This is a genomic window from Paenibacillus sp. cl6col, assembly GCF_900102125.1.
Taxonomy (GTDB): Bacteria; Bacillota; Bacilli; order Paenibacillales; family Paenibacillaceae; genus Paenibacillus_B; species Paenibacillus_B suaedae.
The window spans coordinates 216,623-238,160 of record NZ_FNAZ01000009.1 but is presented as its reverse complement, the minus strand read 5'-3'; the positions used below and the strand labels follow the sequence as shown (position 1 = coordinate 238,160).

Here is a 21,538-nt window from a genome sequence, read left to right as displayed (position 1 = left end):
AGAAAGATGTTCCAATTGAATAATAGCTTACCGACCAAGACGATAATTGAACAGGTACAGTTTATTAGCCCGCTATGAGGTCAGGCCATTTATCCCCCTATTATACATACCGTCCTACCATTTACATCGTATTTTGAATATGAGCGCAAGATTTCGAAATCTCAACTCAAAAAAACCGCCCCTATTTCCTAGAGACGGTGTCTATTGCTTCCTTACTTTCTCATTTATGGCAATCGGTATACAGCAAAAGGTTCACCATACCGATATCGACGGCTTATTTCATCCAATCGGTTCAACTGTTCTTCATTAAGTTCGACATTGACACTCGTTATATTGTCCTCTAACTGCTCCACCTTCGTCGCTCCTACAATGACTGTCGATACACAAGGCTGGTGCATAAGCCAAGCTAATGACAACGAGCTTGGGCTGCAGCCGATATCCGTTGCCAATTCGCTCACCTGTTCACTTAACGCAAACCGTTCTTCATTGAAGAACTTGTAGAAATTCGGATCCGTATCTGCTCGTGAGCCAGCTGGCTTCTGATCTTCTACTCGATATTTCCCTGTCAGAATTCCTCCCGCAAGCGGATAATATGGAATGATTCCCACCCCTTGATCCTGACATAACGGAACCAGTTCCAGTTCTGGCGTTCGATCAGCCAGTGAATAGCTGGTTTGCATGGACACATAACGATTTAGACCAAGCCGTTCACTGATGCCAATCGCCTTCATCAGCTCCCAAGCAGCGTAATTAGACGCTCCGATATACCGCACTTTGCCTGAACGTATCATATCATCAAGCGTCCGCAGCGTCTCCTCAAGTGGAGTATACGGATCAAATGTATGTATTTGATACAGGTCAATATAATCGGTATTCAGCCGCTTCAAGCTATTGTCTAATTCCTGCTGCAAATGAATGCGAGATGAGCCGCGCTCGTTCGGCCCCTGTCCTCGAATTAATCCAGCCTTCGTTGTCAGCACGACATTGTGTCGTTTGCCTGTCAGTGCCTCACCGATGATGCGTTCTGATTCTGAACCAGCATAAATATTAGCCGTATCAATAAAGTTAATGCCATATTCCAGTGCTTGATGAATAATTCGAGTCGAAGCCAGCTTGTCAGCCCGCTTGCCGAAAGCATTTGTTCCTAATCCAAGCACAGACACCTTCAATCCACTATTGCCAAGACGACGATATTGCATGACGATCAACTCCTTGCTTTCCTTATTTAGCAGTAATTATATCACAAGCTATCCCCTTGATCTGAATCCGATCAAATATGTGTCTGCCTTATGATTCCACTTCCGCGCACAAAAAGAAAAACTCATGCAAGCATGAGTTCTTAACAACAATAAAGAATCCAGAATCTCTATGGATTACAAGACATTTATACGAATGGAAAAATCGTCGGACATTGCAATGGAAGGCTGATGCTGCATGACTCCGGTATCGGGATTAATGCCCTAGGTTGACAGAATGTCGCTTCAACCATCAGCGGTATTGTAAATTTCGCGATAAGCTCCAAACACCAATCCAATTGCAACTCAATCGTTAAGCTGTCAGTAATTCGTGCAGCACAATGGATATCGAATATTTGAGAAGTAATGTTGGATTCATCTAATGGGAGCGGTAAGCAGAGTGATACTTTCTCGTTATTCTTGACTAGTAGTGTAAACGTGCATGTTTCTCCTGTTCCACTATCTGTTAACGTAATCGTTACCTCTGCAGAGCACGTGGTCAGTACAATAGCTGCTTGCGATCCGATAATGGGCAGCGGCTGCCGCTTTACAACCGTGATGCTGCATTCTCCCATAGCTGGCACTGCATTGCAGCTCACCAGCACTTGCCGACCGCCAGCAATTGCTTGTTCTACGAAAGCCCTGCAGGTTTCGGGAATAGACTCTTCCACGATGAAATCACTCCGAGTTACAACCCAATCGAACAGTTTGCTGACAGAAATGCACTCTAAAGGACGTACAACTAGCGTCGTAATCGTAGCTGTAACAGGAGGCGTATTATCCGCCTGAGCGGTAGCCGTGTTGGTAACCACCCCTTCTAACAATGGAATGACAGTAATGATAATCGTCTGTTCTTGTTGACCCTCCAATGTGCCCAAGAGACAAGTAACGGTCTGCCCGGATACAGAGCAAGTGCCTCCTTCAGATTGAACACTGACAAATTCAACCGTAGGAGGAATGACATCACGTACGATTACATTCGTCAGAGGAAGTTCTCCGAGATTCGCAACACTGATCGTATATTGCAACAGGCTGCCGACAAGCACCGGGTTGCTTGAAGCTTGCTTTGAAATGGCGAGCGGCTGTAATACCGTAATGCTTGCGGTTGCTGTTTCAGAGTCTTCAACATTATCAGCGGTCACCACTGCTGTGTTCGTTAATGTCCCTGTTACAGTCGTAATTGCTTCGATCGTAATCATAGCGCACGTTCCAGGGGCAATGACACCGAAAGATGCTGTGATCGTGTGCCCGACCTGCGTGAATGTGCCTTCAGATACTTGAATACCAGTGACTTCAACGCCTGCAGGTAATGTGTCCACTGCAACCACATTTGTGGCCGCCGTTTCACCCATGTTGCACACCGTCACTTGAAAGATGACTTCATTCCCAAGGGTTACGAGATTCGGCTCGGCAAGCTTCTCAATGGTTAAAAAAGCAGGAGGAAGCGCATTGACGGTTGTATTAATCGTGGATGATACAGGTGCCGTTTGATTAGATGTCGCTGTAGCTGTGTTCGTTACGATGCCTGGAGCTGTAGGAATAACGGTAATCGTGATGATTTCAGACTGACCAGGAACAAGATCGCCAATCAATGCTGTCACGGTGCCAGCCGCTTCAGTTACGGTTCCTTGCGTAGTTTCTGCAGATACGAAGACGAGACCAGGTGGCAGCACATCCACCACTTCCACGCCGGTTAATAATTCCGTCGTCTCGTTGGAGACAACGATCGTATAGATGAGTTCTTCTCCAACAGTTGCAGGATCCGGCCCTGCAAACTTCGATATCATTAACTCAAGTATCGGCTCTTCGATAACTAGAGTTTCGGTAGTAGAGGATTGTGGCGCAGTCTCATCTGAAAACGTCGTTGCCGTGTTCAAGACTGTACCTGTGACCGTTGGGATGACGACGATAAAAATGACCACAGTCTCTCCCGGAGCAAGTGAACCAATCTCATTCGTAATTGTCGTGCCATCGAACGAAATCGTCCCTTGATCCGATTCAGCGGATACAAAGGTGGTTCCTACTGGAAGCGGATCATTCATAACAACATTGGTCGCTGTGCTTCCTCCAATATTGGAGACAAAGATAATATAAACGAGTTCTGAATTTACGGCGACGATTGGGGGAAAGTCCAGCTTCTCAATTTCTAGAATTGGAGGTGGCAGAGGATTTACGGTGTTGACTGCGGTTGAGGAGATGATGCCGGTCTGATTGGCTTGGGCTGAAGCTGTATTGGATATGAGTCCAGCCGCTGTTGCCAGTACGGTAATATTGACGGTAACACTCTGACCAACCGGGATCGTCCCGATATCTACGGTAACCGTTCCAGCAGCAAACGATGCCGAACCTTGCGTAGTTTGAACCGATTGAAACGAAACACCAGCTGGTAGCGGGTCAGTAAGTACAGTGTTCACAAGCGGGGAGTCTCCATCGTTGCTGACGACAATGGTATATACGATCTCTTCTCCAACGGTGACTGTATCAGGAAAAGAGGTCTTCTCCAGCAGCAGCGTCGGTGGAATATTGTCAATTTGAATCGCCAGCAGATTGACAGTATATCCGTCGCCATTCGTTCCGAATTGAAGGGCCGCAGAAGTTTGCCCATTCACGAGACTATTGGAAATACTTACGTTGGAAATATCCCATCCTTGGCGATTTCCTTCAATGATATTTGTCCCCGGCTGACCAGGTATCGGATTGCGATCACCGAATGTGGCAGTCGGGTTGATATTTCCATTATCATCATAGATTAGCGATTGGAAAAAGTTATTCGTAAACCCTGCTGGCTGCGGGATTGTAGTAAGGCTGGCCAGATTGGGACCGAATCGTACAAAGTCGCCTGTAATAGAAGCGTCTCCTTCTTGCGCGCTAACCAGCAGTCGCCCATTAATAGGCCCGAATGAAGGGGTTTGGAAGTTCCCAATCATTTCATTCACTGGCGGAGATATAGCTTGAATCGGCACATTTCCGACATATAAATTCATGCTGCGGAAAGGTAATGAAGGATTCACGTATACGACCCCGAGTGACCACCCGGCAAAGCTAGTCGTACGCGGATCCGGAACCAGTGTTCCAACGATTTTGCCAGCCCCGTATGTGCCCGCACCTCCTGCGGCTACAAGCGCCGTTACGTTCGCAGATCGCACATAACCTAAATCGCCTTCAGTATTAACCGCGTAATTGAAGAACGTCTCTGGCTGAATATTGAACATTCCTGCTGGTGTACTGAATCTGACCGGGTCATTCAAACGGGCCGATAAATCCTCGCCGCCTGGTGTATTGATCAAATATGTCCCGCCCCATACCAATTCAGCGTATACAACTGTACTTCCAGGAGGGAGGACGAGCGAATTTGTTGAGAAATTTATCATATACATATTCGTCGTTCCCCCGCCAGTCGCAGGACTGGACGGAACCGTTCCGCACACCGAGTTCGGATCATTGATAATAAAGGAGCCGATCGCATCAGCCGTACCCGGTGTACAAGCAGGAGAAAATCTAGAGGCGCGGCTGATCCCTAGAGAATTCCCAGTGAACGTAATCGCACCTCTTGTTATCGTACTGAAGCGCAATATAAATGGCATTGTCTACACATCCTTACAGCATACGTGATCGTGTGATCATTATATTCTGTACGTGCGCTGATAGTTCATTGACCCGATGTAGGCTTATCCACCCGTCCAAGTCCCTAAATGAGGGGCAATCATTGATTACAACTGAAAAATTATTTACAAATGCAAATACATTTCATATTGCTCGAGCTCATTTCGATTGAATCCATGCTTAGATACAAAACCTTCTAGATAATGATTATTCGCAAAAGAAACCGATACTCGCTCTGGCTGCTTCTCTCTTATCATGGTCATAAGCATATCGGCAGCAATCCCCTGATTTCGATATTCAACATCAACATAGAGAAAACTAACCTTGCCACTATCATTCATACATAAACTTGCAATGACCTTATCGTCTTTATAAGCTGTGACATAGTTATTGGTGTCAGACAACCTCATGTAATCCAAATCATTCTGCCAATTGATATGCGGGATGCGCCAATTATGCACATGCCGCTCAAAACATTCGAACGGAATTGGCTTAATTTCATGCCCCTCAACATTTCTGCCCAGCATACTAGCTGGATGATTCAAGGTAAAATAGCTAAGATCGTATACTTTGGAGTAGCCTTTCTTTTTATAGAATTGAATCGCTCTGTCATTCCCAACAATGACTTCAAGGAACAGCTGCCCACAACCGCACTCCACTGCTCTAGCCTTGTGTAGCTCGAACAATTTTGAGCTCACTCCGATTCCACGATAATCAGGATGGATTGCAAGTGCTCCACAGCGCATCGTTAGTATGCCTTCATATCTCTTCAATCCGCCTAGTATCAGTCCGACTGTGCGTTCCCCATCCATCGCAATATAGGAATTCTCCAACTGGTTGCCTTCAACGCCAAAGAAACGAGTCTTGAACATCTCCTCGGAGATTTCCATATTCACGATATAATCAGAAAAGCCAACTGTAAACGCTTCATAAATGTTTGAAATATCTACTTCTGAACATGCAAGATACTTTACCATTTGCCATCATCCTCCAGTTCATTCCTCTCGGGACATATCTTACTCCACACAAAGAAAAGAAATCAACCAAAAGGTTGATTTCAAGGTAGCTCAATCTAACTTAGCTCAATGTAAAGTTGCAGGGGCAGACCTCTGCTGCCTCGCAGAGATGGAGGCGGGATTGGTATGCTTAAGTATGAAGGCAATTTGCCCTGCATGAAGACTGGTATGATACAACAGGCGTCCAACCGCTTGTAGCGGTGTGATCGTTCCCATTGGCGACTTCACCGGAACATGCCATGCTTGTTCGGGCAGCGTACACATCGCTTGACGAATATGATGTTGCGAATGTTGAATCAATTGCAGCATGTCAAGAATGCTTGTATATCGATTCGGGTCTCCTGACGGCCCTCGACTCGTTCGAATTTCCACATCCGCAGGCAACTCTTGGCCAAAGTACCACTCTGTGAATAAATATTCCACCTCTGCATTGTGTCTAATCATGTAGCCAATTGTGGCACTGCCCACTCCATAACTCAATTCATCATCAGTCAGTTCCTGCACCATCTGATAGAACCGTTCTTGGATCGTATCCCATATGACCGATACCGTATCATACGTCATTCCTTCATCTCCCTCCTACGTTGTTGATTCAGACTGTTGATGTCCATCTCTGGCAACATGATCGAAGCGCAATGCTTCCAAATCGATATCATAGGCTTGGCCAAACCCAGCAACATACCGTCCTTCTGTAGGTGTCAGTTCAAACAATGAGAAATCAAGTCCTCTTAGCATCTGAATTAGACTTGATCCAAACGACGCTTCAAACGCAGCAAATATGTCCTCATTCGCCTCATTGTCCAGCTTCGCCGCTTGACATGCGAAGCGAGCACGTTGTCTAGCGAACATATTTCCGGTCTTGGACTCATCTTCAATCATGAGAACATCTACACACGGATTATGCTCAAGATACCGATAATGCTGGGCAATTTTACTCAAATAAATATACAGCTTGCCATCCTTCCGCACATAGGGAGCGTATGAGCCAAACGGAGAGCCATCTTCGGCAATTGTGCTGAGCACTACAGATTGAACACTATCAATAAAATTCATATATTTTTGTTTCATTTTGTCATTATCCTGTTGCTTCATTCCCATTCCTCGCTTCCTTATTCCATTTATTCAACACATGTATTCGTGGATGTTCTCGATCCGGTAAATACTGAATATCTGCATCTACTCCATATACACTGCGAATCAGCTCTGATGTAAATACCGTACCCGGGGTCCCACATATGCGGATTCCCCCGCTCAGGATGACACATACTCGGTCACTGTAGGCACTGGCATGGTTCAAGTCATGCAGCACCATAATGACGGTTAGATTCAGATCACGATTTAGTTTGCGAACCAATTCCAAAACCTCAAGCTGATGCGCGATATCGAGAAAAGTCGTTGGTTCATCCAACAACAGCACTTTTGGCCGCTGGGCCAGCGCCATTGCAATCCATGTGCGCTGAGCCTCTCCGCCTGACAAGGATACAACCGTTCTCTCCTTATAGGAGGTCATCCCCGTTAGCTCCATTGCCCAGCAGATAATCTCCTTGTCCTCATCATTCATCCGTTCATACCATTTCTTATGGGGCATTCGCCCATATCCAACCAGTTCTTCTACAGTCATATCCGAAGGGCTTGAATTGGATTGGCACAACATGCACATGATCTGCGACAACTGTTTCGAGCTGAACTGCTGCAACTCCTTATTCGCAATACAAATTCGCCCACTATCACAGGGAATTAATCGAGTAATTGCCTTCAGAACAGTAGACTTGCCCGACCCGTTAGGGCCGATGATCGTAAGCACCTCGCCTTCATTCACATCAAGTGAGAAATCGTGCACAATCTGCCTGTTCCCATAACGAATATTCAGTGATGACAGATGCAGCATCGGTTAGGCATCCCCTTTCCGCATCAAATATAAGAAGTACGGCCCTCCTACCATGGCCATGACAATTCCTGCGGGAATCTCTACAGGACTGAAGATTGTCCGACCGATGGTATCAGCGATGAGGAGCACCATTGAACCAAGAACAAGACTAAGAGGAAGACGATAACGATAGTCAGAGCCGATTAGTATTCTCGCAATGTGCGGCACAAGCAGGCCTACAAACCCAACAAGTCCGACCGTGGACACGGATATCGCTGCTAGATAGACCGCAATAAAAGAAAGCAGGATTCGAATATGTGTCAGATTAAGGCCTAAATTGTGTGCCACCTGCTCGCCCAATCGCAAAATATTCGCATGTCGTATACATAGCAGTGCTGCTGCCCATCCTATCAACGAATACGGAAGGATGACGAGTACATCCGCCATGCTGGTACTGGATAAACTCCCGTTCAACCATTGCAGAGCAGCAGGAAGCCTGTCGCTATACAAGATGGAGAGCAGTCCAATCATTCCTCCAAATACTGCATTAACAGCTACCCCAGACAAAATGATGCGCACAGGTGTTAAACCGAAGTGCTTTTTCCATGCGAGTCCATAAACCATAAGCGCTGCAATACTGCCCCCAACAATTGCCGCGAGCGGAACCATCGAATAATACCCAGGAATAACAAGCATAATGAACAGCACCGTTACTGCTGCACCACTTGATACTCCGGTGAGTCCTGGATCTGCAAGCGGATTAAGCACCACTGCCTGCATGAGTGCGCCTGAGGCGGCCAGATTAGCACCAATACATAACGCCATCAGCACCCTCGGAATGCGAATATCCCACAATATCGTATTGGCGACATCATTCCCGTATCCAAGTACAGCATCTAGTGTTTCCTTCATACTGAACTGCACGCTCCCAATCCCAATGGAGAGCAGCGTCAGAATGGCAAGCAGAGCAACTGCTAGAAGCAGCAGGATATATTTATGTCGTGACGTACTCTTCTTCACTCCGTAAGAACCCCTTATTCACCAAATAGGATGTGTGCCATATCTTTATAGGCTGCAGGCGCCTTGACTATGGACGCAATACCGTACAATTTGGAATCAAGAGCCTTCAATTTTCCTTTTTTAAAGGCATTCATTTTCTCCCATGCGCCATTCTTCTTCACGTCATCCTCAAATTTCTTGGCAACCGCATTCGGATCGCCGTGCGCGACCAGCAAGATGGCATCAGGATTTGCAGCAATTACACTCTCCATATTGAGCGGTACATAGTCCTCTGACTTCTTCATGACGTCAGACAATACATTTGTAGCTCCTAAATTGCGAGCAATACTTCCGGCGAATGTATTGTCATTCATTAGCATTAAGGCTTCTGCTGAACCGAACAGAATCATAACCTTAGGTGCAGACTTGCCCTTCACGGAATTGAGTACTGCCTGCTCCTCATGCTGAATCTTCTCCAGATAAGCATTTGCCCTGTCTTCTCGGCCGAACACACGTCCTAGTACAGTCGTTGATAATTTCAACTGTTCTAACGAATCTGCCGGCAAATAAGCCGTAGGCAATGACGCTGGCTTCAACTTCTTCTCAATGCTGTCTTTAATAGACATTGGGCTTACGATTACATCTGGCTGCAGTTTAGCGATTTGCTCGAGATCAGGCTGGTGTGAAGAACCTACACGGGGGACGTTATCAAATGCTTCTGGCAGTTTATTGCTTGACTTAGGGACACCAGCTGGCGTTACCCCGATTTCGTTCAAAATCTCTGTAATGGAGACTGATAATGTCACTATCTTCTCTGGCTGCTTCGTCCCGAATTGCTTCAAGAGCTTCTCTACTTCTGGGACTTCTTCCGGCTTCTTATCAACATGATTTGGCGAGTCTTGACCTGAATTTGTTGTCGACGCAGCCATAGGTATCGAACCTGCCTCCTTCGACTCCCCCTTCGCATTCCCGCAAGCGGCAAGCACGACGATCATGAGTGCGATGACCCCATATTTAATTACTTTCATTGATTATGTAAGCCTCCTTATTACCTTATGTATGAGAATGATTATCAATATTATGATAACGATTCTCATTATATAGATATTGATTCTCATTATCAATGATATTTTTAATCTGATTCTCATTTGATTATCATAAAGCTCGATATTTGCTGTAGTGGTGCGGGATTCACGGATCGAAGGAAGATTATGGACGCAAAAAGATATGCTATGCTGATTGCGAGTCAACTAGTCGGCTATCACATTTGTTTATCCATAAGGAGGATTACAACATGAACAACATCATGGCAACACGAATGGGAAAAACTCTACTCAGCATCGGAATATGCGCAACGCTCGCCTTGTCGGGTAGCATTGTTAGTGACGCTGCAGTCATGAAGGTGGAAGCAGCATCCTCTACTTCCGTAGCAAATAAAGTGATTCAAACAGGCAAGAAATATATGGGAATCCCTTATGTATTTGGTGCAAAATCAGGAAGAACGAGTGCTTTCGATTGCTCTTCCTTTACACAATATATCTTCAAAAAGCATGGGATTAAACTACCACGCTCTTCCAGAGAGCAATCGCGAGTGGGTACGAAAGTCTCTAAGAGTCAATTGAAGGCGGGAGACCTTATCTTCTCTGACACGAATCGTGATGGCATCATCAATCACGTATCGGTATATATGGGCAATAACAAGGTCATCCACACGTATAAGAAAGGTGTAGGAGTGACGATTTCCAACTTTAAAGGCAGCGCGTGGGACAAGACCTTTAAAACAGCACGTCGTGTGATTAAATAAGCGTGAATTGGACGAGCACTTCCTAACATTCAGTTGTTAAGTAAAAGAAATTATTGAAGCAGAATAAATAGAGGAGCCCGTATCATTCGGATATGAGCTCTTCTTCTTTTTACCCTTCCGAGGAATGAATAAGGATAACGAAGAATATATTGTCCTCTCCAACTTCTCCCCCTGACCTATTTACTGCAGTTTCCACTCCTCATTATCGGTTCGATATATGTTATATCCGATCGGATCACACTGCAGCAGCAGCGCTTATGAACTAGTGGTGATATGTCGGTGCATAGAACGATTATTTATTGTACAATATAAGAAACTCTACCTGACGTATGGGCAAACCTAACCGATGAACGAATGCTTCTAGATTGGTTCAATACGGTTTGAACGCCTAGGCTCATGTGAACGCGTCAAGTTCTGTTTCTATTATGACCTCATTCTTAGATACGTTGCGTATACGAAGTGTCGAGGTCATCCATCCCACACATAGGAAGGAGAAACATCAATGAACAAGGAACAAGTGGAACGAATTCATACGGGAGAGGGTTTTATTGCAGCATTGGATCAGAGTGGCGGTAGCACGCCGAAGGCTCTGCTGCAATATGGGGTTACAGAAGATCGTTACTCCAATGACGAGGAAATGTTCGAGCAGGTTCACGAGATGCGCACACGCATAATTACGAGCACAGCATTTGATTCGAAGTACATATTGGGGGCCATCTTATTTGAGAATACGATGGATCGGACGATCGATGGACAGTTTACCGCAGATTATTTGTGGGAAAAGAAAGGCATCGTACCTTTTTTGAAGGTGGACAAAGGATTGGCTGATCTTGAACAGGGTGTTCAACTGATGAAGCCTATGCCTGATCTGAACGACCTACTGAAGCGTGCAGTCAAGAAGCATATTTTCGGCACGAAGATGCGCTCAGTCATTAAGGAAGCGAACGCAGAAGGAATACGTAAAGTAGTCGAACAGCAATTCGAAGTCGGCATGCAGATTTGGTCTATGGGTCTTGTCCCAATTATTGAACCTGAAGTCGACATCTATAGCAAGGACAAGCAGCAATCAGAACAACTATTGAAGGATGAGCTTCTGAAGCAATTGAATGCGCTTGGCGAAGACGTAAGAGTCATGCTGAAGCTGTCCATCCCTACTGTCGATAATTTCTATCGTGAATTGATTGAAGATCCGCATGTGCTCCGCGTTGTAGCCTTGTCAGGCGGATACGATCAAGATGAGGCGAATGAAAGACTGGCTCGCAATCATGGACTCATTGCCAGCTTCTCACGCGCCTTGTCGGTAGGATTAACAGCGCAGCAGACAGCTGAGGAATTCGATGAGACTCTGTCCCGCTCTATTCATTCCATCTACGAAGCCTCCATTAGCTAACACAAATGCTTGCATGACGGACATCTCAATTAGCAGTGGACAGTCATGTGTGTAAATATGAAAGGAACTCCCGTGAATGCAGCCATTCACGGGAGTTTTTTGTTTACTTAACCCTTAACTATCCCGCCGGTACAAGATGAGATCCGATATATAGACGCAAGGATTGTTCGTATTCCATTCACTTAGTAGATTGAGTGGTACCTTCTAATGAACACAGCTGATTACTTGTTAGAAAGGCTTCAATCGTAGGACTCACCGTTCGATAGACCAGACTGATGGGACGACTTGTCGCCTGCTTCAATGGTCTGATCGCGATCTGCTCATTGGACTGAAACAACAGCTTTGGCCCAATGGTAACACCGATCTCTTGGGATACCATATTCATAATCGTGTTACAATGCAGGACTTCCATCAGCACATTTGGCGTCACCCCATGATTGGACAGACACTCCATCACCTGTGAATGATAGGACGCCAGAGGCATGATGAAATCGACACCCTCAAGCTGCGAGATATCGATTGTGTCCAGCTGTGCAAGTGGGTGCTTCGGCGACATACCGATGACAAGCTCATCTTCAAGAATGAATACTTGATGCAGATCTTGGTTCTGTCCCGCATTCATCATAAATCCAATATCCACAGTTCCCTTTCGAATCCATTCTTGAACTTCTTCATACGTTCCCTCAAATAAAATCACTTTCACACGCGGATGATGTTTTTTGATTTGTGCAATCATCGGTGGCAGCAATTGTGACGCTGCACTTGTAAAAGCACCAATTCTAAGCAAACCTTCAAGCTGGTTGTTCTCTAGCGATACTTCCTCGCGAATAATTGCTTCGCTGCGCAGAATTTGCATCATATGCGGAATAAGACGATCTGCTAACACCGTCGTACTAATCTTAGCTTGCTTGCCTCGATTCAGCAGCGCATGACCAAGCTCCTTCTCCAAACTCGCAATCGCATGGCTAACCGCAGACTGAGTCATATTCAACTGCTCAGCAGCCTTCGTGAAATTCCCCTGCTCCACTACCTTCATGAACACTTCATAGCGCGCCAATGTCATGAGTTATCCTCATACCTTTCATGCCAAACATTAATTTCACTAATATAAGTATACTCGATACAATACATTCAGAACAGATGCTTGCTCTTACAGCGATCCATGTGTTTCATGCATATTATCATAAGGTTGGTGATCATCTTGAGAAACATTACACTTCTACTATTCGGCATGTTCGCCTTAGGTGCTGATGCCTATGTGATGGCCGGAATACTCCCCCTTATCGCAGGAGACTTCAACATTTCTATTGGTGCAGCTGGACAATCAGTCAGTACGTTCACCCTATGCTATGCCATCGCAGCTCCATTCTTTGCAGCTATCTTAAGTCGAGCAAATACGAAACATATTTTACTTGCTGCATTATCGCTCTTTACATTGGCCAATATCATGACTGCGATTACGCATCATTTTGGCGTATTGCTAATATCTAGGGGAATAGCTGGAATCGGAGCGGGGTTATATTCGCCATTGGCATCCTCTGCGGCCGTTCATCTTGCTCCTGAAGGGCAGCGAGGTCGAGCCTTAAGTTTGATCTTGTTTGGCATGAGTGCTGGAACGGTAATCGGCGTGCCGTTAGGGATTTATATTTCTTCCTTGTATAATTGGCGATTGACAATGTGGTTTATTGTAATTGTCGGTCTCTTGGGCATAATGGCACTAGCGAGTCAGTTTCCTACAATTCAGAGCAATAGCTTGCCGACGTTGAGCGATAGATTGTCGCTGTTCCAAAATAAGCAAATCACGCTCGTAATGCTTGTTACGGCGATTTTAAGCTTTTGCAGCCTAGGATTATATACGTATTTGGATCGAATCATCGCCGCATTCGAATATGAGCAATCGATTTGGTTCATTTGGATGTGGGGGCTGGGCGGAATCGCCGGAAGCTTCTTGATTGGCTCAATTATGGATCGATATAAGCGTCCGCGAACGATTATGCTTATTCTGATCATCCTGCTAATGATGTCCATGATGCTCATGGGTAGTGTTCATCAAAACGCAGCAAGTCTCGCATTCTTGCTCATACTGTGGGGTGCAGCGGGTTGGGCATCCATAGCTGCCCAGCAGAAAACACTTGTTGAAATCAGCCCAAGCCACGCGACAATCTCTATCGCACTGCTTAGCTCGATGAACTATTTGGCGGGATCTGTCGGTACAATGACCTTCGGTGCCTTGCTTGAGCGGAATGCAGATCCTGCCAATCTCCCCTATCTCGCAGGAATGGTTCTCGTCGCTGGATTCTTGCTTCAATGCTTCTTCATGCACAAGGCACGTACCAGTAGAATCCGCACATCAACATAAGGCGCTTACTACAAAAAAAGGATGGACTTCATAATGAAGCCCATCCTTCTTTCTATCATTCCGATAAATTGCGTACATTCGCTTCGTGATGCGGTTTGTCCACAATACGGCTTTTGCTGTCCTTGTCCTGAACCGGAACAATGCCGAATGCAATCCATGACCACGAAGTAACACGCGAAATCATATATACGATGAACCAAGAACCAATGAAGGCAAATATCCAGCCGCCTGCAATATACAGTGCATACTCGAGCATATTTCCCTTAATCCCTATTTTCCGATAAATAAAGAGCAGGAACGGATGCAGCAAATATATGCCGAATGAGCATGCTCCGATGGAAGTCACCCAGGAAGATACTTTTCTTCCACAACGGTAAAATAGAACAAATGAGATTTGAATCAAAATGATGCACGACAATAAGGAATGAATATACCAAACGAGCTCATACCACAAGGTGTTGACGAATATCTTGCCAACATTCGCGCGATAAAACATGTATGCATGATAGATTCCAAGCCCAATCCACACACTCCATAAGACGACCCAGCCTGCGATTTGCTTATATCCCTTCGACAAGTGAACAAGCCAATTCCGGATCGATTCGTAATGCATAGCGATCCATGCCCCGAATATGAAGTATGACAGATAGGAGATTGCCAGATTCCCTCTTGGGATTTGCCAACCATACTTATTAACAATGATAAATCCCCATTGGAGCAGTGCAGCTGCCAGGAACATGAGCGGCACAGTCCGACGCATCTTTTGGAATACAGCCAGCAATAACGGAAACAATATATAAAACTGAACCATAATAATTATGTAATAGAGGTGCGTATACGCCCTGCCGCCGAACAGAGCTTTTATAAAGTCATATGCCACCGCCCACGATAGATCGAATAACATGTCGCTGCGATAGAGCTTCAATAAATAATAGAAGGCGGAAAAAACAAGGTATGGTACTAATATGTACAGTAATCGTTTCCGGTAAAACTGTCGTATCGTTCCTCCGCTTAACGGCTTGTCCGCATAATTATAAAACAATACGAACCCACTTAAAAAAATAAAAACGGGTACGGCAAATTTACTAAAGGTATTTATCAATAAGTAAAGCGGGTATGCCCGACTGCCGATTGTCGCTGCCAGCGCTTCCGATGTCGCATGGATCGCCAGCACCGCCATGATAGCAAGTGCCCGATATGCATCGAGCTCTTGTATTCGTTCTCTCTTTGTCACGTATTTACAACTCCTCATTTGAGTTTTCTTATCATACGAAAAGTGCTCCTCACCATATCTAACAATCGAAAAGCCAAAAATGTGACATTGACAAAAAAATTTTTTATATAAAAATTGTAGCACAAAAAAAGACCGAGTGCGGGAACATTTCGTCCCTGCTCTCGATCTTCTTCTGAACATTTACTTTTGCTGCTTGGTTTCCCGCGACCTATCCAATATCTCTTGTCCCTTGATTTGAAGCTCAGCAACCGCCTCATCCAGTGTTTTCTCTTTTTCAATCACAGAATTTAATGCATCCGACAGTAAAGCATCAAATTCGGAATGGAATCCTGCCGGAATACTCTTTTTATCAGACACTCCACTGACTTGCATTGGCTTTAACAGATAGAACGCATCCGTTTCCCGCCCTCTAAAATCCTTGAAATAGTCTGACCGCGTGGGGAGCGTATCGTTCATTGCCTTCCCAGCGACCTGTGCCATTTCCGGCCCGTTCACGAACTTGACGAATTCCCAAGCCGCCCGCTTGTTGGGAGAATCTACAGATATGGCATAGATCTCCGACAATTTCACGTAAGCCGATTCATCGGGCTTAGCAGGATTAACAGGCGCGGCTGCAACGCCCCAGTCGATCTCCGGTGTCTTCGAGTAGTAGGGAATATCCCGCAAGAAGGAAGCAAACCACGGCGCTTGAATCGTCATTGCAGCTTGACCCATGTAGAACATCTCGTTAGATCGGCTGTACTGCTTCAAGTAGTCTCTATGTTTCTCATAGTCGGCGTCATCGTATCCATCAAGCTGTTCGCCTTCCTTCATTGGAGGAGGAGCATAAGCCGCATGATTGCGGACTGCATCTGCCGTCATCTTCATCGCTTCTTTCCAACCATCCGAATCGATCAACAGCTTGCCTGACTTCGCGTCAACTAGCTTAAGTGCCGATGCAGCAGCGATATCATACATCAAACTTGCTGGCCCTTTCGTTTGATACAAACCAAACACTTGCTTCTTTCCTGATTCAACGCTCGCAAATCTCTCTGCCAGATCAAGAAGCTCCTTCCACGTCATTTTCCCGTTTGGCGGCTCAATTTGATACTTCTTGAACAAATTGCGATTATAATAGATGACGTTTGTCTCAAAGGATGGAGTAAGCCCGTATAGCTTTCCGTTCCCTTTTGCCCGCAGCCTATCAATAAGTCCAGGCATGAATCCGTCCAGCTTGTATTGATCCTGGCTAATAGCCGGTTCAATGTCATACAACTTTCCTTCTTGAGCGAAGGCCTCAAACATGCTTTCATTCAAAAACAGCACGTCCGGCTTGTATTTATCGAGCAGCTTTTTCTTTTCCTCTGTCAAATTGAATGCCTCGTTTTTTTCTGCTTCGTCAAATAATTCTGCTTCACTGATAACCTCAATGTCGATATCAGGGTTCATCATTTTAAAGAAGTTCCCATAATCACTATAAAATCGATCTTCATCTTGATAGACGACCCTGATTTTCCCCTTGCCGTCCTTTAATGGCGCAAGCTCTGATCGTTCTCCAAAGCAACCGCTTAAGAGTGATATGATCGTCAACAGCATAATGACGGTCTTTCCATTTTTCAACACGTACTACACGCTCCCTATTTTGCCTTGTCTTTGTTTGCAGATTCTCGTACTTTCATTAGCAATTCCTGTGCCTTCTCCTCAAGAGCAGCTGCTGCCTCATCAACTGTTTTCTCGTTCGCGACGACGGCATCCAGCTCCACACGCAGCAGCTTATCGAATGATGGGAAGAACTCGGATGGGATACGCTCATCTCTCTCAATGTTGTTCTCCGCCCTGATCTTTGGCGTATAGTACGGATCCGTACTTCTGCCCTTTATGTCCTTCATATAGCCGTTGCGCGAAGGAAGCTGGCCCTTCAGTGTACGAGAGCGGGCCTGCGCCATTTCCGGGCCATTTACGAACTTGACGAATTCCCAGGCTGCACGCTTGTTGGCTGAATCGGCTGCAACTGCATAGATGAATTCAAAGTCGATACTTGAAGAATCCATTGCAGGATCTATTGGCGCCGTAACTACACCCCAATCTTTCTTGTTATTGATAAGCTCCAGGGATGTGTAAGCATTGCTTATCATCATCGCAGCTTGATCATTATAAAAATAACTTTTTTGCGAATAAATCTGGCCTTCCGGATGGAAAAATACCGTTTTGCTACGCATCGCATCTGTTGTCTGCTTGATCGCTTTTTTCCAGCCCTCAGTGTTCAGAATCACCTTCTCTCCCTTCGGATCGAACAGTCTCAATCCAGAGGTATCGGCGATTCTGAACAAGAAGTAGCGTAAGCTTCCTATCCATTCGTAGTACCCGTGCACCTTACTCTCGCCGCTTCCGATATTGGCAAATCTTGCAGACAAATCAAGCACTTCCTGCCAGGTCATATTATTCTTCGGCGGTTCGATGTGATGCTCTTTGAACAATGCTGCGTTATAGTATAAAGCCTGTCGATCTATATAAGGAGCAAGCCCATATAACTTGCCGTTGCCTAAGCTTTTCATTCTATCGATGACCCCCGGCAAAAAGCCCTCCATATCATAGTCGTCCTGCCGGATTACATCCTCTAACTCATACAACATGCCATTTTTCGCAAATAACGGAAACATATCCGTGCCCATCCTTAATACGTCAGCACCGGAGTTTTCTAGCAGTTTCTTCATTTCCGCATCCCAATCTTCTCCATTAATCGAAGAGCCGAGATTTTTGAGTATCTGAGTCTGCGGAATGACTTCGACTTCAATTTGCGGATATTTCATATGAAAATACTTACCATAATCTCGGTAGAAGGCATCCTCATCCTGATAAAGCACCTTGATTTTGCTAGGCTGCAATGGCTCCAGCACTTCCTTCTTGCCCAAGCAACCGCTCATTAAGGAGACGATCGTCAACAGCAGAATTGCAACTTTCCATCTATGATGCATATTTTTCTAGCTCCTTTTTTTGATTAAACCTGTACGTAGTAGCGAACCCTTTGCTTCTTCTATTGTGAAATGTAAGCATAGATAGCTTGTGAAGCCTTTTTAAGGCTTCTTCTCCGCTGCTTCGCGCGCTTTTAGGAGTACCTCTTGCCCCTTGATCTCCAGCTCGGCTAACGCTTCGTCCACTGATTTCTTATTATCAATAACGGCTTGCATCTCTTCCTGCAGCGGCTTATCGAACAATCGGAAGAAGATATCTGGAACATGCTCATTCATCCATAACGTGTTCCCCTGCTTGACCTTCAGCAGATAGAATGCCTCCATGCTCTTGCCGTCGATCTCCTTTGCATAGCCAGTACGTGACGGGAGTGAACCGTTTATTGTTCTTGAACGAGATTGGGCCATTTCCTCCCCATTCACGAACTTGACGAATTCCCAGGCTGCACGCTTATTCGGCGAGTCGGCTGCAATTGCAGCGATTTCGAAAAGAGAAATTGATTGCGATGGCTCCGCAGGATCAATTGGCACCGTGACTGCGCCCCAATCTATCGGCTTTTCTCCCTCCACATAAGTAGGTCGCTGCTTCAATTCCATCATTACGAAAGCATTCGCAACCATCATTGCGGCTTTCCCTTCGAAAAAATAGCTTTTTTGCGTATACGTTTGACTCTCAGGATGGAAAAATACCGATTTATTGCGTACCGCACCCACTGCCAGCTTCATTGCATCTTTCCAGCCCTCTGAATTTAGAAGCACCTTCTCTCCCTTTGGATCGAACAGTCTTAAGCCGGATGTATCAGCGATTTGATACATCAGCCTGCCAGGATCTCCGAAGTATTCATACAAGCCGTACACCTTATTGCCGCCAGCACCGACATTAGAAAATCTCGCGGCTAAATCAAATAGTTCCTGCCAGGTCATGTTGTTCCTCGGTGATTCGATTTGATGCTCCTTAAATAAGGCCTTGTTATAATATAAAACCTCCCTGTTGAAGGATGGCGCCAGTCCGTACAGCTTCCCGTTGCCCAAACTTTTGATCTTGTCCAGCAATCCCGGCATAAATCCATCCACATCAAAGTCATCCTGGCGGATCGCGTCCTCCAAATCATACAGCTTGCCATCCTGGGCAAAGATCTTGAATACATAATCGTCCAGTAAAAATACATCCGCGCCCGAGTTCTCCAGCAGCTTCTTTTTTTCTACAAAATAGTCATCCGCATTAATGATTTTCCCAAGCTTTTTCAGCACCTGCATCTCGGGAATAACCTCGACCTCAATTTGCGGATATTTCATATGAAAATACTTCCCGTAATCGCGGTAGAAGGCGTCCTCATCCCGGTAGACCACCTTGATTTTGCTTGGCTGCAGCGGTTCCAGCACTTCCTTCTTGCCCAAGCAACCGCTCATTAAGGAAACGATCGTTAGCAGCAGGATCGTTATTTTCCATTTGTGATGCACGTTTTCTCACCCGTTTCCTTACTTATGACTTTCCTTTTGTTTTCTGCTTTGCTTCTTCTTGCAATTTGGATAATAGCTCCTGTCCCTTTATCTCCAAGGCGGCAGCCGCTTCATCTACTGACTTCTTGTGATCGATAACGGCCTGAAGCTCTTCCTCCAGCGTCTTATAGAACTTCCCGAAGAAAGGAAATGGGACATAGTCATTCATCCAGACGCTGTTGTGCTGAGTCTTCAGCATATAGAACGGTTCCATGCTCTTGCCCTTGAATTCCTTCAAATAACCGGTACGTGAAGGTAAATTACCAGTCATCGTCCGTGATCGGGCATGAGCCATTTCTGATCCGCTTGTAAACTTGACGAATTCCCAAGCAGCGCGCTTGTTGGTCGAATTCGCAGAAACCGCAAAAAGCGGATAAAAGGAAACATTCGTCGATTCCACCCCAGGCTCAATTGGGACAGTGACGACCTCCCAATCTACCGGCTCGTCCTCATTAAATCTAACGGCATATGTAGCAGGTGGGCCGAATATAGTCATCGCAGCCACACCATCATCAAAAAAGTCGCTTTTTGACGAATACATCTGATCTTCTGAACGGAAATAAACCGCATTGTTGCGTACAGCATCCACAGCCATTTTCATTGCTTTTTTCCATCCATCCGAATTGATAAGCACCTTCTTCCCCTTCGGATCGAAGAACTTTAAGCCGGAAGTATCGGCGATATCGAACATCAAATTGCCTGCATGGCCATTCGAAAAGTACAAGCCATGCACAGGACGGTTTCCATTTTTAACATTAGAAAATCTCGCTGCTAATTGCAGCACCTCTTCCCAGGTCATCTTGTTCGTCGGCGGATCAATTTGATTTTCCTTGAACAATTTTGTGTTATAGTACAGAGCTCCAATGCTTACTTGTGGAGCCAGCCCATACAGCTTCCCGTTGCCCAGGTTTTTGATCGAATCGATAAGTCCCGGCATAAACTCCTCGATATTATAGCCGTCCTGCCGGATGGCTTCCTCAAGATCATAAAGCTTCCCGTCGGTGGCGAACTGCTTGAACATTCCGCTGTCCAGCATATATACATCTGCGTCCGTTTTTTCGAGCAGCTTCTTTACTTCCGCCTCGTATTCATCCGCGCGGATCATTTTACCGAGATTTTTGAGCACCTGAACCTGTGGAATGACTTCGACTTCAATCTGCGGATATTTCATATTGAAGTACTTTCCGTAATCACGGTAAAATGCGTCTTCATCTTGGTAAATCACTTTGATCTTGCTTGGCTCAAGCGGTTGCAGCACTTCCTTCTTGCCGAAGCACCCGCCTATGAATGACATGATCAATACGAGTAGAATTGAAACTTTCCAAACTTTGTTCATATCTCTCCTTCTCCATCTCTGCTTTTTCCCCCGGGGTAGGAAACCGTTTTAGATTCACCCTCTCATGAGGCTTTCCTATATATAACAATCTGGATGATGTGAAATGTGACACATTGCGAAATTTACTAGTCAGAAAAGTATCCTTATCGGCGATCTGTGCACTTAACGCAAGTCAGCGGCACGTCATTCGGATGTTAATCGCAATAGGTACGCAATAAAAAAAATCCGTCAAAGTGTGAACTTTAAC

General features: G+C 45.5%; 17 protein-coding genes. 3 read left to right on the top strand and 14 right to left on the bottom strand.

All coding sequences use genetic code 11. From position 1 onward, the window contains the following. Window positions 1-224 precede the first annotated feature (224 nt). The 8 genes from BLS15_RS22330 to BLS15_RS22295 form a co-directional block, all read right to left on the bottom strand. Window positions 225-1,199, bottom strand: coding sequence for an aldo/keto reductase (locus BLS15_RS22330; RefSeq protein ID WP_090513759.1), 975 nt, complete (start codon window positions 1,197-1,199; stop codon window positions 225-227). 185 nt (window positions 1,200-1,384) lie between these two features. Beyond that, a complete protein-coding gene (locus BLS15_RS22325; RefSeq protein WP_021253559.1) occupies window positions 1,385-4,819 on the bottom strand; it encodes a BMQ_0737 family morphogenetic spore coat protein in 3,435 nt (1,144 codons plus the stop codon). A 144-nt stretch (window positions 4,820-4,963) separates the two neighbouring features. After that, complete coding sequence (locus BLS15_RS22320) at window positions 4,964-5,815, bottom strand: GNAT family N-acetyltransferase (RefSeq protein ID WP_090513756.1); 852 nt, start codon at window positions 5,813-5,815, stop codon at window positions 4,964-4,966. Between the two features lie 105 nt (window positions 5,816-5,920). Continuing rightward, window positions 5,921-6,418: a DinB family protein gene (locus BLS15_RS22315; RefSeq protein ID WP_072731747.1), complete on the bottom strand. Its 498-nt coding sequence runs from the start codon at window positions 6,416-6,418 to the stop codon at window positions 5,921-5,923. Window positions 6,419-6,433: 15 nt separating this feature from the next. Beyond that, a complete protein-coding gene (locus BLS15_RS22310) occupies window positions 6,434-6,952 on the bottom strand; it encodes a HugZ family pyridoxamine 5'-phosphate oxidase (protein WP_327194883.1) in 519 nt (172 codons plus the stop codon). After that, the gene (locus tag BLS15_RS22305; RefSeq protein WP_090513753.1) at window positions 6,930-7,742 is read right to left on the bottom strand and encodes an ABC transporter ATP-binding protein; all 813 of its coding nucleotides are present in this window, start codon (window positions 7,740-7,742) and stop codon (window positions 6,930-6,932) included. The genes BLS15_RS22310 and BLS15_RS22305 overlap by 23 nt, the downstream gene beginning before the upstream one ends. 3 nt (window positions 7,743-7,745) lie before the next feature. Further along, on the bottom strand, window positions 7,746-8,741 hold the full coding sequence (locus tag BLS15_RS22300) for a FecCD family ABC transporter permease (protein ID WP_021253564.1): 996 nt from the start codon (window positions 8,739-8,741) through the stop codon (window positions 7,746-7,748). Between the two features lie 14 nt (window positions 8,742-8,755). After that, window positions 8,756-9,748, bottom strand: a complete 993-nt coding sequence (locus BLS15_RS22295; RefSeq protein ID WP_090513750.1) for an ABC transporter substrate-binding protein — start codon at window positions 9,746-9,748, stop codon at window positions 8,756-8,758. A 266-nt stretch (window positions 9,749-10,014) separates the two neighbouring features. Here BLS15_RS22295 and BLS15_RS22290 point away from each other — a divergent pair, with 266 nt between their 5' ends. Continuing rightward, window positions 10,015-10,524: a C40 family peptidase gene (locus BLS15_RS22290; RefSeq protein ID WP_021253566.1), complete on the top strand. Its 510-nt coding sequence runs from the start codon at window positions 10,015-10,017 to the stop codon at window positions 10,522-10,524. A gap of 502 nt (window positions 10,525-11,026) precedes the next feature. Then, window positions 11,027-11,914 (top strand): fructose bisphosphate aldolase, encoded by an 888-nt coding sequence (locus tag BLS15_RS22285; protein ID WP_021253567.1) that lies wholly within the window; start codon window positions 11,027-11,029, stop codon window positions 11,912-11,914. A gap of 178 nt (window positions 11,915-12,092) precedes the next feature. On the opposite strand, the gene BLS15_RS22280 is transcribed toward BLS15_RS22285, so the two are convergent. Next, the gene (locus tag BLS15_RS22280; RefSeq protein ID WP_028531448.1) at window positions 12,093-12,977 is read right to left on the bottom strand and encodes a LysR family transcriptional regulator; all 885 of its coding nucleotides are present in this window, start codon (window positions 12,975-12,977) and stop codon (window positions 12,093-12,095) included. Window positions 12,978-13,115: 138 nt separating this feature from the next. Between BLS15_RS22280 and BLS15_RS22275 the strand changes: the two genes are divergently transcribed. Beyond that, window positions 13,116-14,273, top strand: a complete 1,158-nt coding sequence (locus BLS15_RS22275; protein ID WP_028531449.1) for an MFS transporter — start codon at window positions 13,116-13,118, stop codon at window positions 14,271-14,273. 55 nt (window positions 14,274-14,328) lie between these two features. On the opposite strand, the gene BLS15_RS22270 is transcribed toward BLS15_RS22275, so the two are convergent. From BLS15_RS22270 to BLS15_RS22250, 5 genes are all read right to left on the bottom strand, one after another. After that, window positions 14,329-15,507 carry an acyltransferase gene (locus BLS15_RS22270; protein ID WP_021253570.1) on the bottom strand — a complete coding sequence of 393 codons (1,179 nt, stop codon included), beginning with the start codon at window positions 15,505-15,507 and terminating at the stop codon, window positions 14,329-14,331. Window positions 15,508-15,687: 180 nt separating this feature from the next. Further along, window positions 15,688-17,109 (bottom strand): ABC transporter substrate-binding protein, encoded by a 1,422-nt coding sequence (locus BLS15_RS22265; protein WP_028531450.1) that lies wholly within the window; start codon window positions 17,107-17,109, stop codon window positions 15,688-15,690. Window positions 17,110-17,123: 14 nt separating this feature from the next. Then, complete coding sequence (locus BLS15_RS22260; protein WP_021253572.1) at window positions 17,124-18,461, bottom strand: ABC transporter substrate-binding protein; 1,338 nt, start codon at window positions 18,459-18,461, stop codon at window positions 17,124-17,126. A gap of 99 nt (window positions 18,462-18,560) precedes the next feature. Further along, window positions 18,561-19,916, bottom strand: coding sequence for an ABC transporter substrate-binding protein (locus BLS15_RS22255; protein ID WP_021253573.1), 1,356 nt, complete (start codon window positions 19,914-19,916; stop codon window positions 18,561-18,563). A gap of 22 nt (window positions 19,917-19,938) precedes the next feature. Beyond that, the gene (locus tag BLS15_RS22250) at window positions 19,939-21,291 is read right to left on the bottom strand and encodes an ABC transporter substrate-binding protein (RefSeq protein ID WP_021253574.1); all 1,353 of its coding nucleotides are present in this window, start codon (window positions 21,289-21,291) and stop codon (window positions 19,939-19,941) included. Between the last annotated feature and the right edge of the window lie 247 nt (window positions 21,292-21,538).